The sequence below is a fragment of the Streptomyces sp. NPDC002324 genome, from assembly GCF_053593335.1.
On the sequence record NZ_JBSFCF010000002.1, the window covers coordinates 478,447 to 494,044 of the forward strand.

The 15,598-nt window shown below is 72.0% G+C and carries 14 protein-coding genes and 2 pseudogenes; 10 read left to right on the forward strand and 6 right to left on the reverse strand.

Features of this window, described 5'->3' with window-relative positions; genetic code table 11:
• Positions 1–91: 91 nt before the first annotated feature.
• Positions 92–1,507 (reverse strand): DUF2252 domain-containing protein, encoded by a 1,416-nt coding sequence (locus tag ACWCRJ_RS05185; protein ID WP_450937986.1) that lies wholly within the window; start codon positions 1,505–1,507, stop codon positions 92–94.
• A gap of 186 nt (positions 1,508–1,693) precedes the next feature.
• Between ACWCRJ_RS05185 and ACWCRJ_RS05190 the strand changes: the two genes are divergently transcribed.
• The 4 genes from ACWCRJ_RS05190 (at position 1,694) to ACWCRJ_RS05205 (ending at position 4,844) form a co-directional block, all read left to right on the forward strand.
• Positions 1,694–2,416 (forward strand): HdeD family acid-resistance protein, encoded by a 723-nt coding sequence (locus tag ACWCRJ_RS05190; protein ID WP_450937987.1) that lies wholly within the window; start codon positions 1,694–1,696, stop codon positions 2,414–2,416.
• Positions 2,417–2,441: 25 nt separating this feature from the next.
• Positions 2,442–3,791 carry a hypothetical protein gene (locus tag ACWCRJ_RS05195; RefSeq protein ID WP_450938159.1) on the forward strand — a complete coding sequence of 450 codons (1,350 nt, stop codon included), beginning with the start codon at positions 2,442–2,444 and terminating at the stop codon, positions 3,789–3,791.
• A gap of 114 nt (positions 3,792–3,905) precedes the next feature.
• Positions 3,906–4,376 (forward strand): SHOCT domain-containing protein, encoded by a 471-nt coding sequence (locus ACWCRJ_RS05200; RefSeq protein WP_450937988.1) that lies wholly within the window; start codon positions 3,906–3,908, stop codon positions 4,374–4,376.
• Between the two features lie 51 nt (positions 4,377–4,427).
• Positions 4,428–4,844 (forward strand): DUF7144 family membrane protein, encoded by a 417-nt coding sequence (locus ACWCRJ_RS05205; RefSeq protein WP_020114593.1) that lies wholly within the window; start codon positions 4,428–4,430, stop codon positions 4,842–4,844.
• On the opposite strand, the gene ACWCRJ_RS05210 is transcribed toward ACWCRJ_RS05205, so the two are convergent.
• Entirely contained in the window at positions 4,828–5,472 is a 645-nt protein-coding gene (locus tag ACWCRJ_RS05210) for a hypothetical protein (RefSeq protein ID WP_450937989.1), read from the reverse strand. The two genes, ACWCRJ_RS05205 and ACWCRJ_RS05210, sit on opposite strands and share 17 nt — an antisense overlap.
• A 10-nt stretch (positions 5,473–5,482) precedes the next feature.
• Positions 5,483–6,058, reverse strand: coding sequence for a TerD family protein (locus ACWCRJ_RS05215; RefSeq protein WP_020114594.1), 576 nt, complete (start codon positions 6,056–6,058; stop codon positions 5,483–5,485).
• 201 nt (positions 6,059–6,259) lie between these two features.
• On the opposite strand from ACWCRJ_RS05215, the gene ACWCRJ_RS05220 reads away from it, so the two are divergent.
• From ACWCRJ_RS05220 to ACWCRJ_RS05230, 3 genes and pseudogenes are all read left to right on the forward strand, one after another.
• Positions 6,260–6,646: a BlaI/MecI/CopY family transcriptional regulator gene (locus tag ACWCRJ_RS05220; RefSeq protein ID WP_450937990.1), complete on the forward strand. Its 387-nt coding sequence runs from the start codon at positions 6,260–6,262 to the stop codon at positions 6,644–6,646.
• 6 nt (positions 6,647–6,652) lie between these two features.
• Positions 6,653–7,586 (forward strand): annotated as a pseudogene (locus ACWCRJ_RS05225) (M56 family metallopeptidase).
• A 149-nt stretch (positions 7,587–7,735) separates the two neighbouring features.
• Entirely contained in the window at positions 7,736–9,121 is a 1,386-nt protein-coding gene (locus tag ACWCRJ_RS05230) for an LCP family protein (RefSeq protein ID WP_450937991.1), read from the forward strand.
• A gap of 72 nt (positions 9,122–9,193) precedes the next feature.
• Here ACWCRJ_RS05230 and ACWCRJ_RS05235 read toward each other — a convergent pair.
• Both ACWCRJ_RS05235 and ACWCRJ_RS05240 read right to left on the reverse strand, forming a co-directional pair.
• A pseudogene (locus tag ACWCRJ_RS05235) lies at positions 9,194–9,696 on the reverse strand (sporulation protein); the annotation flags it as partial.
• Positions 9,697–9,851: 155 nt separating this feature from the next.
• Entirely contained in the window at positions 9,852–10,727 is an 876-nt protein-coding gene (locus ACWCRJ_RS05240) for a DUF4394 domain-containing protein (RefSeq protein WP_450937992.1), read from the reverse strand.
• Positions 10,728–11,055: 328 nt separating this feature from the next.
• Here ACWCRJ_RS05240 and ACWCRJ_RS05245 point away from each other — a divergent pair, with 328 nt between their 5' ends.
• From ACWCRJ_RS05245 to ACWCRJ_RS05255, 3 genes are all read left to right on the forward strand, one after another.
• Positions 11,056–12,297 (forward strand): PucR family transcriptional regulator, encoded by a 1,242-nt coding sequence (locus ACWCRJ_RS05245; RefSeq protein WP_450937993.1) that lies wholly within the window; start codon positions 11,056–11,058, stop codon positions 12,295–12,297.
• 48 nt (positions 12,298–12,345) lie between these two features.
• Positions 12,346–12,984 carry a phosphoribosylanthranilate isomerase gene (locus tag ACWCRJ_RS05250; RefSeq protein WP_450938160.1) on the forward strand — a complete coding sequence of 213 codons (639 nt, stop codon included), beginning with the start codon at positions 12,346–12,348 and terminating at the stop codon, positions 12,982–12,984.
• A 165-nt stretch (positions 12,985–13,149) separates the two neighbouring features.
• Positions 13,150–14,574 (forward strand): cytochrome P450, encoded by a 1,425-nt coding sequence (locus ACWCRJ_RS05255; RefSeq protein WP_450937994.1) that lies wholly within the window; start codon positions 13,150–13,152, stop codon positions 14,572–14,574.
• A 15-nt stretch (positions 14,575–14,589) separates the two neighbouring features.
• On the opposite strand, the gene ACWCRJ_RS05260 is transcribed toward ACWCRJ_RS05255, so the two are convergent.
• Positions 14,590–15,495, reverse strand: a complete 906-nt coding sequence (locus ACWCRJ_RS05260) for an amidohydrolase family protein (protein WP_450937995.1) — start codon at positions 15,493–15,495, stop codon at positions 14,590–14,592.
• Positions 15,496–15,598: the final 103 nt, after the last annotated feature.

The following is a 15,598-nucleotide window of genomic DNA, read 5'->3' on the forward strand; positions in this document are numbered from 1 at the left end:
GAGACGCGATCTGGAGTGAGACGCGAGCCGGAGCGAGCCGGAGCGAGCCGAAGCGGGCGTACGGCAGAGCCGAGAGGCTCTCCGCGTCCCGTCAGAGGCTCTCCGCGTGGACCCTGCCCGTGTGCGCGGCGACGCGGAGCACGTCGAAGTCCCGCTCGTTGCGGTCGGCGTAGGACTGCGCGAACTCGGCGAGCGCGCGGTCGAAGCGGTCGCTGCCGCCCAGGTAGGCGGCGATGGCGACCGGGTCGCCGGAGCGGGCGTGGGCCCGCGCCAGGCTGGCCCCGCACACCCGTGCGAAGAGCCGCAGCATGCCGGGATCCCAGGTCTCGGGCCGCGCGATGCCCTTCCAGTCGCGCAACTGCCGTACATAGAAGTCCCGTTCGCGCCCGTCGAGACCGACGACGTGGGTCCAGCCCAGGAAGATGTCACTGGTCGTCTGGATCAGCCGCTGCCCCGCCACCACCCGACGGCCCTGGTTGTCCCAGCGGTCGCCGCCGAGCTGGGCGGAGAGGACGGACTGCTGCGCCTCCTTGGCCTGGAGCAACAGCGGGTCGGTGTCGTCCCGGCCGAGCAGGAGGATGATCCAGCAGCGCGTCCCGACGCTGCCGACGCCCACCACCTTCCGGGCCATGTCGACGACGCGGTAGTGGCGCAGCAGATGCCGGCGTTCCGACGACAGGGTCCGTACGTACTGGTCCAGGACGTTCTGGAGCTCCTTCTCCTGCCCGTCCCCGGAAGGGTCCGCCAGCAGGTCCCTCAGGGGGGTGATCAGCGGCGGGTCGGGGGTGATCAGCCGTCCCTCGGCCGTGATCCGGGTGAGCTTCTCGAAGGCCTGGAGGTGGGTGCGCGTCCGGGCCTTCGTGGCCGCCTCGGCGGTCCGGCGTCTGCTCCGCCTGTCCATCGAGGAGGCCATCAGTTCCCGCAGCCGGTCGGCGTCGTCCTGCGCGTACCAGATGTCCAGGGTGGGCATGCCGGCGAAGTCGCGCATCCGCCGCCGGTACGCCTTCACACAGGTCCGCACCGCCTTGTTCTGCTCGTGGGTGGAGAAGCCGTTGGCCCGGCCCGCGATCACGAAGCTGGCCGCCAGCCGTTTCACATCCCACTCGAACGGCCCGGCCAGCGTCTCGTCGAAGTCGTTGATGTCGAACACGAGATGGCGTTCGGGCGAGGCGAGCAGCCGGAAGTTGAGCAGGTGGGCGTCGCCGCAGAGCTGCACCGTGAGGCCGCTGTTCGGCAGGGGCCCGAGGTCCGACGCCATGATGGCCGCCGCGCCCCGGTAGAAGCGGAACGGGGATTCGAGCATGCGGCCGTAGCGGATCGGGACCAACTCCTTGATGCGGGTGGCCGATTGACGCTCGATCACCTCGATCGGGTCGGTCCGTCCGGCGTCCGCGTCCGCCTCGAACCAGCCGTGGCACGAGCGCGAGGCGCGCTTGCGCGCGTTCCGGCCGTACTCCGCCCGCTCGGTCACGGACAGTGATGCCGTGAATGCGCTCGATACGGTCATGACCCACACCTCCTGAACCGCCGGACGGGCGTAGCTCCCACCTCATCCTGCCTCCGATTCGCGGGGATCACCCGCCGAGGGTGATCCGGCCGGGGTGCGGGCGCGGGGACGCTGGCCCCCTGAGGTCACCGCACACCGTCGCGCGCCGACGGTGCCGAAACGGCCGCTCGGCCGCGAGGAGGAGCCATGACCGAGTCATCTGACCCGGAGCCCGTCCCGGCACCGCGTGCCGGGACGGGCTCCGGGCCCGGCGGAACCGCCGACCGGCCCGGTGGAACGGCCGCCCCACCCCGTGGGGCGGCACCCGGCGCCCCGGGCGACCCGGCGGAGACGCTGGGGCGGGTCGGCCGGTCCTGGACCTGGATCCTCGGCGCGGCACTGGCCACGCTGGTCCCGGGCGTCATCGTCCTGGTCTGGCCGGACGAGACCCTGCACGTCCTCGCGGTCCTCATCGGCCTGTACCTGCTGGCGATCGGCGTGTTCCGGTTCGTCGGCGTCTTCGCCCGGGAGGAAGCGGGTGAGCGGCTGTCCGGGCTGCTCCTGGCGCTGCTGTGCGTCCTGGCCGGGGTGCTGTGCCTGCGGAACCCGCTGCAGACGATCGCCGCGCTCTCCCTGATCGTCGGGATCGTCTGGCTGGCGAGCGGCATCCTCACCCTGCACACCGCCCTCGCGGCCAAGGACCTTCCCCACCGCGGGTTCGTCCTCGTCACCGCGGTGCTCGGCATCGTCGCGGGGATCGTGGTGCTGGCCCTGCCGACCGAGTCGGCCACGGCGCTGACCCGGCTGCTCGGCCTGTGGCTCGTGCTGCTCGGCCTGGCCGAGGCGGCGGTCGCCCTCGCCTGGCGGGCCGCCCTGCACCGGGCGGGCCTGACGGGCGGGCACCGAGCGACCGCCGGACCGCCCGCGTGACCGAGGAGGAGGTGGAGTCATGACCATGGGCAAGGATTCCGTACCGACGCCTTCGGAAGGCGGGAGCGGAGACGGCACCGGTCATGTGCTGAGTGCCGAGGAGCGCGCCGAGTACGAGCGGCTGCGCCGGCACGCGGGCGTACGGCACCGGCGGCTGCGCAAGGCGGGCGCCGCCGTGCTGCTGGTGGTGACCCTGCTCCTGGCTCCCCTCGCCGTCGTCGCGGCCTGGGTGAACGAGACGGTGGCCGACACCGACCGCTATGTCGAGACGGTCGCCCCGCTGGCGTCCGACCCGGCCGTCCAGCAGGTCGTGATCGACCGGCTGACCGACGAGGTGGTCAAGAAGGTGGACGTCAAGGCGGTGACGGACGCCCTCACCAAGGTGCTCGCCGACAACGGCGCGCCGGCGCAGGTCGTGGCGGGGGCCGGGTCCCTCGACGGCCCGTTGCGCTCCGTGGTCCGTACGGTCGTCGACCGCAGTGTCACCCGGGTCGTGGAGAGCGAGATCTTCCGGCAGACCTGGGAGGCCTCGAACCGGCAGGCGCACGCCGCGGTGGTGCACATGCTCACCGGCGAGCGGGAGGGCGCCCTGCGGGCCACCGGCGACACGATCCAGCTCGACGTCGGCGCCGTCGTGGACGAGGTACGCCAGCGGCTCGTCGACGCGGGCTTCGACAAGGCCGCCGCCATCCCCGACAGCAACCGGACGGTCACGCTGTTCCACACGGACGAACTGGGCAAGGCGCAGGACGCCATGCGGCTGCTGAACATCCTCGGCACCTGGCTGCCCGTCATCACCGTCGCACTCGCCGCCCTGGCGGTGTGGACCGCGCCCGGCCACCGGGTGATGGTGCTGATCACGGCACTCGGCATCAGTGTGATGATGGCGGTCCTGCTCGTCGCGCTGGCCGTCGTCCGGCGTGTCTATCTGGACGCCGTACCGTCCGCGACGCTGCCACCGGACGCCGCCGGAGCCATCTTCGACACCTTCCTGCGCTTCCTGCGCGACAGCGCTCGCACGCTCCTCGTGGTCTTCCTGGCCACGGCCCTCGCCGCCTATCTCTACGGCCCCGGACGGGGCGCCCGCCGGGTGCGGGCCCTGGCCGGGCACGGCACCACGGCGGCCGGGCGGGCGCTGCGCAGTGCCGGGCTGAGCACCGGGCGGGCCGGACGCCTGCTGGCCGCCCATCCCCGGTGGACCAACGGCATCGTCCTCGGGGCGGGTGCCCTGGCCCTCATCCTGTGGAACCACCCGACGGTCGGCGCGGTCGTCCTCGTCGCCGTCCTGGTCGTGGTCGTGCTGGCGCTGGTGGCGATGGTCGCCGCCGCGGCGGACCCGGCCCCCGAGGAAGCCGGTCTCACCCTCCCGGGGTGAGGCCGTCCGCCCTCACGCCGGGCACCCTGAGATCGGCGCCGAGTGCGGTGCCGTGGGCGCGCCGAGGACGGCGGGGCGGACCTGCCGGGCGAACGTCCGGAACGGAGGAGAGACATGAGTGGTCAGACGTACCTCGCGTACGACTATCCGCTGCTGAGCGTCTTCTGGTCCATGCTGCTGCTGTTCCTGTGGATCATGTGGTTCGTGCTGCTCTTCCGGGTCGTGGTCGACATCTTCCGCGACGACGACATGAGCGGGTGGGCCAAGACGGGCTGGCTGGTTCTCACGATCCTCCTGCCGTTCCTGGGTGTGTTCGTCTACGTGATCGCCCGCGGCAAGAACATGGGCAGCCGCGAGGTGGCCCAGGCGCGTGCGCAGCAGGCGGCCTTCGACTCCTACATCCGGGAGACGGCCAAGGGCGGCGGCGGACAGCCCAGCAGTGTCGACGAACTCGCCAGGCTGTCCGAGATCCGTTCGCGCGGCGACATCTCGGACGACGAGTTCCGCCGCGCCAAGGAACTGGTTCTCAGCGGCCACGGCGCCTCGGCGGGAACGGGCACCGGCCCGTCCGCCGCCGCGCGCTGAGGCCCCTGCGACACCGCACGCAACCGCACGAAACCGAATGGAGGCAGCGGTATGACCGCCACACACTCCGGGCACATGCACGCGACCAAGCGGTCGCATCCCTTCGCTGAGGGACTGACGGTCTTCGCGGCCATCATGCTGATGATCGCGGGTGTCCTCGGCATCTGCCGGGGCATCATGGCCATCGCCGAGGACGAGGTCTTCGTCTCGACCCGCAACTACGTCTTCGAGTTCGACCTCACCGGCTGGGGCTGGGTCCACCTCGCCCTCGGTGCCGTGGCCGTCCTCGTCAGCCTGGGCCTGTTCCAGGCGTCCCTGTGGGCCCGCGTCGCCGGCGTCGCCATCGCCGGGCTCATCATCATCGCCAACTTCCTGTCCCTGCCGTACTACCCCGTCTGGTCCATCGTGATGATCGCCTTCTCGGCGTTCATCATCTGGGCCCTGTGCGTGGTCAAGCGGGACGACTAGGAGGACTCGCCTCGCTGAGGGAGGGGTCCTCCCGGAGGCAGCGACGCAGGTGTGGCAGCATGCCGCGGTGCAACAGGGCCTGCTGCCACACCAGTCGCGCCTGTTCCGGCCGAGCGGGTTCCGCCGGGCCGCGGGGGCCGCGCAGCGCCGTGCGGAGCAGAGCGGCGAAGGCGACGAGGGCACTCGTGACCGCGAAGAGCGCGAGTGTCCATCCGGCGGCGAGGAGTGAGCCGGGCAGCGCGCCCCGCACGCCGATCAGTCGCAGGAGGCAGCCGAGGACGAGGACGACCGCGGCGGAGCATGCGGCCAGCGACGGTGTGAGCACCGCCAGCAGCGGCAGCAACCCGGCGTCGGCGGGCCGCTGTTCGCCAGGGCCGGCCCCGTTCGCATCCCTGTCGGCGGCGGACGCGAGTGCGGTGAGATACGCGCGGTACTCATCCCGCGCCGCCGCCACGATCGCGTCCGCGTCCGCCGACGCCCGGACCCGCAGCCGCCGTTCGGCCAGGCCGCCGGGGTCGGCGCGCAGCGCGTCCCGGATCTCCGGGGTGCCCAGCGCCCGGCACAGCACGGCCTCGAACTCCGCCCCGTCCTCGGGGCGGAGGCCGGTCGGGGGATACGGCCCCGTCACCCCGGCCTCCTCAGACGTTGACGCCGAAGTCGGCGGCGATCCCGGCCAGCCCGGAGGCGTAACCCTGGCCGACGGCGCGGAACTTCCACTCGGCGCCGTTGCGGTACAGCTCGCCGAAGACCATCGCCGTCTCGGTGGAGGCGTCCTCGGACAGGTCGTAGCGGGCGATCTCGGTGCCACCCGCCTGGTTGACCACGCGGATGAAGGCGTTGCGGACCTGGCCGAAGCTCTGGCCCCGGTTCGCGGCGTCGTGGATCGAGACCGGGAAGACGATTCGGTCGACCTCGGCGGGCACGGCCGCGAGGTTCACCTTGACCGACTCGTCGTCGCCCTCGCCCTCGCCGGTGAGGTTGTCGCCGGTGTGCTCGACCGAACCGTCCGGGCTGGTGAGGTTGTTGTAGAAGACGAAATGCCCGTCGGAGAGCACCTTGCCGGAGGCGTCGAGCAGCAGCGCCGACGCGTCGAGGTCGTAGTCGGTGCCGGTGGTCGTGCGCACGTCCCAGCCCAGGCCGACCAGGACGGCCGTCAGGCCCGGTGCGGCCTTGCTGAGCGAGACGTTGCCGCCCTTGGACAGGGAAACTCCCACGGTGGACTCCTTCTTGAGAACTCGGAGGTCTTGACGATCTGCGGATCCCGCGGCACCGCCCGATGCCCCGGCGCACTGCCGCGATCTGAAATCTACAGCACTGTAGAAGGAGAGTGCAGGTGTTTCGGCAATCCTCCTTCTACAATTCTGTAGAGAACGCGACGCGGATCGATCGATCGGCCGGCGGCGAGGAGGCAGGGCGTGACGGACCAGCAGCGTCCCCGGCGGCGGGGGCAGGGTGAGCTGGAGGCGCTTGTCCTGTCCGCCCTGCGCGAGGCGCGCGCCCCCGAGAGCGCGGGGTGGGTGCAGGAACGCCTCGGCGGTGATCTCGCCTACACGACGGTGATCACGATCCTGACCCGGCTGCTCGCCAAGGGCGCGGTGACCCGGGAGCGCTCCGGCCGTTCCTTCGTGTGGACCCCGGCCTCCGACCAGGCGGGCCTGGCCGCGCACCGGATGCGCAGGGTCCTCGACGGCGAGAGCGACCGCGAGGCCGTACTGGCCAGCTTCGTCACCTCCCTGGAGCCGGGCGACGAGCGCCTGCTGCGCGAGCTGCTCGGGCGGGCGAGGGCCGAAGGGGACGACTGAAGCCGCCTGGGGGTCTTCGTCTTCCTGCCACTGGTCCTGCCGGTCACCGCGCGGCCGATCGCCCGGCCGGCCGAGCAGCGGCTGCATCCGCGCACCGCCACCCGGCTGCTGACCGGCGTGGCCGTGGTGACGGCGTTGTGCAGCACGGTCTGCCTCGGCCTGCTGATGGTCGTCGGCACGGCCCAACTGCCCGGCAACCCGCTGCCCGACGGCTGGTCCGACCCCGAGGTGCGCGCGGCGGTCCCCTACGACGAGATCGCCGGCCGGCCGGCCGTCCCGGTGCTCCTCGCCGTCCTGTCGGCCTGCGGCCGCACGCTGTGGGGGCACCGGCGGACACGCCGCCGCGCCCACCGGGCCCTGGCCGGGCCGCCCGACACCGAGGTGGCCGTCCTGTTTGACACGGCGCCCTACGCGTACGCGCTGCCGAGGGGCCGGCGCGACCGGGTGGTGGTGACCACGGCCCTGCCGGCCTGCCTCGAACCGGCCGAGCGGCGGGCGCTGTTCGCCCACGAGCGGGCCCATCTCGCCGCCCGGCACCACCGGTTGCTGCCGGCCGTCCGGCCGGCCGCGCGCGCCAACCCGTTCCTGCGGCCCCTGCGGACAACCGTGTCGTACACGGCGGAGCGCCGGGCGGACGAGGACGCGGCGCACACGGTCGGCAGCCGCCGGGTCGTGGCGCGCGCGATCGGCAAGGCCGCGCTCGTGTCGGCCGGTTCGCCGGTGGCGACGCTCGCCGGCTTCGCGGCGTCGGGGCCGGTGCAGCGCCGGGTGGCGGCGCTGCCGGGCCCCCGCGCCCGTGGCCCGCAGCCGGCCGCCGGTGTTCACCTCGGTGGGGCCGGCCTCGTGGGGCGCGGCCGTCGGAGCAGCGCTCTAGGCGATGTCATCGGCGAACTCGGCCGTGTCGATGGCCCTCATTCTGTACGCTGCGACGCCTCTGTGACGTTCGTGACCGTGGGGCGTGATGAGACGTGTGTGGCACCGATCCGTATATCTACATGCATGTAGAGTCCTGCGGGTTCGGTGATCACACGTCCCGGACGTCCAGGGGGCAGTCGACCGGCCGGATGCGGCCGAGGCGGGGGAAGGCCGGTGAGCGGTACGGGAAGGCGGCGCGCGGGTGCCGGAGGCGGGGGGACGCGGCTGACGCGCCGGGGCCGGGCGGTGAGCTGGTTCGCGGGCACCACGGCCGTGCTCGTCCTCGGTGCCGGAGGCGTCGGTGCCTGGGTCTACAACGACCTGGACAACAACATCAAGGGCGCCGACATCGACGGCAAGCTCGGCGGGGACCGGCCGGCCAACCTCAGTCCGGGCTCGAAGAACATCATGGTCGTCGGCTCGGACAGCCGTGACGGGGCGAACGCGAAGTACGGCAAGGACCTGACCACCATGCAGTCGGACACGCTGATGGTGCTGCACCTGCCCGCGAACCGCGAGTGGGCCACCGTGGTTTCCTTCCCGCGTGACTCATGGGTCGAGATATCGGCGTGCGAGAAGGGTGACGGCGGCACCTCCGGTCCGCATCTGGCGAAGATCAACGAGGCGTTCGCGATCGGCGGTTCGGGCGGTGAGGTGGCCGGCGCCGCCGCCTGCTCGATCAAGACGGTCGAGGACAACACCGGCCTGCGCATCGACAACTTCATGTCCATCGACTTCCAGGGCTTCAAGGGGATGGTCGACGCCCTGGACGGCATAGAGGTCTGTCCCGAGCGGGCCATCCACGACGAGGACGCCCTCCTCGACATGGAGGCGGGCTGCCAGACCGTCGGGGGCGAGAAGGCGCTCGGCTATGTGCGGACCCGCTACGCGGTGGGAGACGGCTCCGACATCGGACGCATCAGCCGCCAGCAGGAGTTCATGGAGACCCTGGCCGCGAAGGCCAAGTCCAAGCTGACGAGCCCCTCGGCGCTCTACGGCTTCCTGCAGTCCGCCACCAAGTCCCTGACCACGGACGAGGATCTCGACGGCATCGACCCCATCTACGATCTCGCCTCCGAGCTGAAGGGCATCCCGAGCGACCGGCTGACCTTCCTGACCGTCCCCAACTACCCGCGCGAGGCCGACGTCCCCGCCGACAGGGCCAACGTCGTCTGGCAGTACCCGCAGGCCGCCGACCTGTTCACCTCCCTCGCCAACGACAAGGAGGTGGACAAGAAGCGGTTGCAGGCACAGGCCAAGAACGACCTGATCTACGCGTCCACCGTGCGCGTGCGGGTCCTCAACGGCACCGGGGTCTCCGGCCGCGCGGCCGCCGTCGCCGAGAAGCTGCGCGTGGCCGGGTTCACCGTCGTCGGCACGGGCAACGCGCCCGAGAACACCGATGCCACCACGGTCGCCTACCCGGACGGTCTCACCAAGGAGGCGAAGGTGCTCGCCTCCCGGCTGCCGGACACCAGGGCCACCCGGTCCGCGGACGCCGCCGCGGGAGTGGTGACCCTGGTCGTCGGGTCGGACCTCGACCTGGAGAAGATGCGGTGACCGGTCCGTAGACCGGTCAGCCCTCCGTCAGCCCGCCTCCTCTTCCTCGTCCTCCTCGTCCTCCTCGTCCTTGGAGCCGGCGATGGTGCGGTGCTCGGCCAGTTGCCCGATCCAGCCGTCGACCAGGGCGTTCCAGTCCCGGTGGGCGATCTCCTCGTGGGGGACGGTGAAGAAGCCGAGTCGGCCGAGCGCTTCGCGCTCGGCCTCCTGCGCGGGCAGCGCCGTGACGCTCAGTTGGTCGAGGTCGCCCTTGTCCCTCGGACCGGCGACGGCCGGTTCGGTACGGACGCCGTGCACGTCGCCGAGGGCCTGGCCGTGCAGCTCGGTGACCGGGGTCTCCACGGCAGGGTGGGACGAACGGGACCTCGCGCACATCTCACCCTCGGCGAGGCGGAAGCCGCCGGCCACCGTGGTCCGGTCGAAGACGACGGCCCTCTCGCTCTCGCCCTCCTCGTGCTCGGCCTCACCCGCGCCACCAGCTCCAGGGTGAGGTGCTCGACCTCGAAGTCGGTGTCACCGCCCCCAGAAGTGGGGCCGCTCACGCCGAACGAACCGGGCAGTCGTTTGAACACCATCGTGGCGTCCACTCCGCAACTTCTGTACGTACGTGTGCCGTTGAAGGGCGACGATCGCCCTTTACAGGCGTGTAGAAGCATCGGGGAGACCGGGACGCGGACTCGCCGCGGCCGGGTGGTGGCCGGGCCGCGGCGAGGGTGGGGTCGAAGCGGGGTCAGGAGCCGGTGAGGCTGATGGCCAGGTCCGTGATGTTCAGCGGGAACTGCTTGATGAGGGACGCCTCGCCGGTGAAGACGTTGACGCTGTACAGCGAGGGGGTACTGGCGCCGTACGGGGTGAGGGAGGCGAAGGCGGCGTTGTCGACCGTCCTGCCGCCGCTCAGGGTGCTGTAGATGTCCATGCCGGCCTTGAGCTGGGCGTCGAGGCCGAGGCTGCCGGTCGGGGCGAGCGTGCCGTTGTTGGCCGGGGACTGGATGACGACCTGGTCGCTGTTGGTGTTGATGTCGAACAGCGTGGTCGCCGTCGCCCCGTTGAGGTCGTTGTTCGTGTACGCGGCGGCGGTGACCCCCTTCGTCGTGCCCTCGACCGGCGGGGTGGTGAGGTTCACGTCCTGGATGGTCGTGTGGTCGCCCAGGTTGTGGCGCAGGTTCTGGCCGTTGTCGCTGATCACGCGGAGACGGTCGGCGGCCGGATTGAAGTCCACGCCGAACTGTGAGCCGGTCAGCGCGTACTGGAGCTGGGACACCTTGGTGACCTGGACGTCCGTGGTGCCCGTCGGGATCTTGATCGTGTAGATGCCGCCCTTGTTGCCGACTCCGTACAGCAGTCCGTCCTGTACCCGGAAGTCGATGCCGACCAGGGCCGTGTCGCCGCTGAGGCCGGTGATGGCCCGCACCCAGTTGAGCACGTCCGGCCGGTCCGTGGTGAACGTGGCCATGAGCGTGCCGTCGCCGCTGATCCCGAACGCGCGCAGGCTGGGGACGGCGGCGGGGGCGGCCGAAGCGCTGCCCGGCATGCCGAGCATGAGCGCCGTCGACGTGACCACGACCGCCAGCGCCGCCGTGATTCTCTTTCTCGTGCCTGCTTCCATCGGGTTACCCTCCCGTTCGAGCGGGCGCAACTGCGGGGCGCCCGGCTGAGGAATTTCGTACCCGGGCCCGTACTGATTGCCGAGCTTCCGGAGTCGCCCCGGAATAGTTGCCCCGCTCTTCCCCCACGGGCCCGTACGCGGTTCTCATTAAGGCCGCTTTACGACTCCTGCACAAGCGGAAGGCGGGAGGGGAACGCCCCGATCCGGGAAATTTGCGCACTGTGACAAAAACCCTGTGGGCATACTTGCCGCCGTTTTATGAGGAGTGACGAACGCCGTCCGGAAGTCGTCTGTCGGCCCGTTCGCCCGGCCTGACATGCTCGCCTGCATGGGGAGCCTCTTCGCCGAACTGGCCCGCCGGGCGTCGACCAACGCCCGCCGCGAGGTAGAGACGTACACGCGCGAGATACCGGAGCTGGGGTTCCTGGAAAGGGACCCCAGGGCCCGGGGCGAGACGCTGGAACACGCGCTGTGGCTGCGGCGGCGCACGGTCGAACTCTCGCCGCACACAAGCGAGTTGACCGAAAGTGATCTTGGTTGCATCGCGTCCATGGGAGAGTCGCGGGCGAGCGCAGGGATGTCGCTCGACGCGCGGCAGCAGGTGCTGCGGGTGCACACCGCGCTCATGCTGCGCGAGATCAACGAGGCGACCGAGGCCCAGCGCGGCGGCGTCGACGAACTCATGCGGATGATGACCTGGTTCGCCCCGCAGGGCGAGCGGGGCATCGGCGCCTACCGCGAGGGATTCGTGCGCGTACTGCGCCGCCGAATGCCGTACACCGAGCAGGTCGCCCTGCTGACCCGGTCATTACTGAACGGCGATCCGATAGCGTCGGAACTCGCTGTCGCCGTCGACATGGAACTGCCCGAATACTGCGCAGTGACGGTGTTCCGGCTGGCCGACGCCCCCCTTGTCGACCGATTCCTGGAAAACGAGATCGAGACCCTCGTGAAGGCTCACCGCACGCCCGTCATGTGGGGTCCGAGGGCCGACGACGGAAGCGGTGAGCTGATCGCGCTGGTGCCCCTGCCCACGGACACGGCGGCGAAGGAGGACATGGCGCCGCCCACCGTTCCCGACCTCCTGCCCGACCTCGTCCCCGACCATCTGCCGGATGTCGTGCGGGACTTCGCCCTCGCCCTCGGCCGCCCCTGCGCCGTCGGCACCGCCGTCGCCCCGTCGGCCGAGCCGGGCGACGCCCTGGACAGGGCGCGGCGAATCAGCCGGACGGCCCCGCCGCGGCCCGCCTCCGGCCGGCCGCGGCCGTACACCCTGGCCGACGTCTTCGTCGAACTCGCCGTCGCGGACATGCCGTTCGTCGACGCGTGGCTGCGCGCACTGGCCCGCCGGCTGGACTCCGGCCCGGACCTGCTGATCACCCTCGACGCGTACTACCGCCACGACATGCACCGCGGCAACACGGCGACCGCCCTCAACGTCCACTCCCGCACCCTGGACTACCGGTTGCGCCGGGTGCGGGAGCTCACCGGCATCGACCCGGGCTCCACGCGGGGCGTACGCACGCTCAGCGCGGTCGTCACCCGGCGCCTGTCGGGAGCCTGGCGCTGACCGAGCCCGGGGCGGCACGGGGTGGTCGCCGTGCCCGCGCCGCCGCCGATGCGGCAGGCTGGGGGCGTGAGCAACTCCAGTGACTCCCTCTTCATCAAGATCTGCGGCCTGAGCACCGAGCAGGACGTCGACACCGCCGTGGAGGCGGGCGCCGACGCCATCGGCTTCGTCTTCTCGGCCAGCCCCCGCCGGATCGACGCCGCCACCGCCGCCCGGCTGGGCCGCCGCGTACCGGAGCACGTCCTGACGGTCGGCGTCTTCCGTCAGGAGCCCCTCGACGACGTGCGGGCCCTGGCCGAGGAGTCGGGCATCCGGGCGATCCAGCTGCACGGCCCCGACGACCGCGCCTACTACGAGGCCCTGGCGGCCGACGGCCGGACCCTGATCCGCGCCGCCGCGTTCGGTGACTCGGTGCCGCGCTGCGGGGAGTTCGGCGAGGACATGCTCCTCCTCGACGCGCCCGTCCCCGGCTCGGGCATCGCCTGGGACTGGGCGCGCGGACCGCAGGCGGCCGCCGGGGAGAGGTGGCTCCTCGCCGGCGGTCTCACCCCGGAGAACGTGCGCGACGCCGTCGCCGCGACCGACCCCTTCGGTGTCGACGTCTCCAGCGGCGTGGAACAGCGCCGAGGCGTCAAGGACCCCGCTCTGATCAGGGAGTTCGTCGAGGCGGCCCGTGCCGGGAGGTGACGGGTGACCGTGGCGCCACCGGCTGCGGGGCGGTGCGTCACCGGTGTGAAGCTGTGAGTGGTGATGCCCGGCGTTCCCCCGGAAGTGACCCTGGGGTAGGGTCCCCACGTTCCGGCTACCGGCTGAAGGTGGGCCGGTACGGGGAGTGTCGGAGGGGCGGGCGGCATGATGAGGGAAATCCGGTCGGGCGAGGGTGTGTCCGTGGAACTGGACGGCGCGGGGCTGGAGGCGATGTCTGCCGAACCGCTGCTGACCCGGGACTACGAGACGCGCCCCTCCCTGGTGTACGAGCGGCTGCGGCAGCGGCACGGCGCGGTCGCGCCGGTCGACCTGCTGGGCGTACCCGCCTGGCTGGTGCTCGGCTACCGGGAGTCGCTCCAGGTGCTCCAGGACGACGCGGGCTGGCCCAAGGGGCTGGAGAACTGGCGGGCCAGGACCGAGGGCAGGGTACCGGCCGACTGGCCGCTGGGCCCCTCCCTGGAGGTCAACCACGTGCTGATCCAGGGCGGCCCCGGCTACCGGTCGCTGCGGACGGCGTGGGACCAGGCGCTCAAGCCCTTCCAGGACCCGCGCAACCCCCAGACGAAGCGGCTGAAGACGGCCGTGACCGCCTACGCCGACGAGCTGATCACGCTGCTGGGCGAGGCTGGCGGCACGGGACTGGCGGACCTGTCCGCGCAGTTCTCACGGCCCCTGCCGCTGATGGTGGCCAGCCATCTGCTCGGCTTCCCCGGCTCCCAGGGCGACGACGCCCTGATGGACATGTGGCGGGTCCTGGACGCGGGCCCGGACGCCGGGCCCGCCCTGGACCGGCTGCTGGGCGCGCTGGCTGAGCTGGCGGAGCTGAAGCTGAAGACGCCGGGCGAGGACTTCCCCTCCTACCTGCTGGCCGCCCATCCCGACCTCTCGCTCGACCAGTTGGCCCGTGAGCTGTTCATGCTGCTGGGCATGACGTCCGACCACGTCGGCATCCTCATCTCCAACACGGTCGTCGAGGTTCTCTCGGGCGAGGACAGCGTGCGGGCGAGCCTCTCCGCCGGCATGGTCCGGGAGGCCATGAACCGGGTGGTCATGCGCAAGCCGCCGCTGGTGAACTTCGTGCCGAGGTTCGCGGCCAAGGACACCCGGCTCGGCAACTACACGATCCGCGCGGGCGACCCGGTCTGGGTCTCCTCCGCCGCGGCGCACGCCGACCCGCTCTTCGCCGGCCACGTCGCATCCAGTACCACCGTCAGCACCCGGGCGCACCTGTCCTGGGGCGCGGGCCCGCGCCAGTGCCCGGCTCGCGAACTCGCCTCCACGGTCGCCGCCGTCGGGGTGGGCCGGCTGTTCGAGCGGTTCGCCCACCTGGACCTCGCGCTGCCCGTCGACCAACTGCCCTGGCGTTCCTCGCCCTTCATGCGGGGCCTGCGCTCGCTGCCCGTGCGCTACGAACTGGTGCCGACGGAGGAGCAGCGGCCGCCGGTGTACTCGGCGGCGGCCGGGACCGGCGCTGGGGACCCGGCGGGGACGGTGACGCCGGACGTGTCCGCCCGGCAGCGCTCCTCGCTCTGGCGCTATCTCAGGGGACTGATCCGCTCCGGCCGTTGACCGACGCCCACCGGGTCAGCCGCCCTCTCCGGTGAGCAGCCGCCGGGGGTTGGCGATGCGGAACGCGTACGCCGCCGCCCCGCCCAGCCCGAAGCCGGGCTGCTGCGGGAGTGCGGCGTAGGGGCGGTCGGAGCCCTGGACGACGGCCCGAACGCCGAGGGCGCGGACCACGGCCTCGACGGCCGTCGGACCGTAGGAGGACGTCTCGACGAAGACGTCCGGGTCCGCCCCGGCGTCGGCCCCGCCGCTCCGCGCGGCGAAACGCTCGCCGTGCAGCGGGGCGAGCCCGGCCAGCAGGGCGAAGCACACCCGCAGCCGGGGGTGACGGGGCCGGCCGAAGGCGCGGAAGGCGAACCAGGCCGAGTGCATCTGCTGGACGTAGGGGACCATGGCGGGCCACCAGCCGGGCCCCTCGGCGCCGCCGGGCGCGGGCCCGGGGTGGACGAACAGCGGGAGGCCGCGTTCTTCGAGGAGGTCCAGGAGCGGGGCGCAGCGCGCGTAGCCGGCCGCGTCCCCGAGGGCGTCCGCCGGGAGCTGGAGGCCGACGAAGCCCCGGTCGAGGTCCTGGGCCGTCGCCTTGGCGTCGATGTCCCGCACGCAGGCGGCGGCCCACGCGCCGAACGGTTCGGGGAGCGCGGCCGAGCCCTCGTGGTAGGCGTCGAGCAGGGGGCGCGCCTCGGTCGCGGGCAGCCACTCCACGCCGATCGGCGAGGAGAGCGAGATCAGGGCCCGGCCGAGGCCGTCGGTGCCGGCGAGTTCCGTACGGAGGGCGATGTCGTGGTCGGCGGGCGGGATGCCGTAGGGCGGCTCGCCGTCGAGGAACAGGGTCCAGCCGTCCAGGTACGGCGGTTCGCGGCGGGACCGCAGGGCCGTCACCAGCGAGGGGGTCCACAGGTGCTGGTGCACGTCGCAGTTGGTCATGCCGCTCCTTCCGCCATGGTCGACGCCTCCCCGGTCAGGGCGCGCGGTCCGCTCCGGACGCCGTCGTTGTCCAGGATGGCGCGACACACCGTCTCCACGTCCA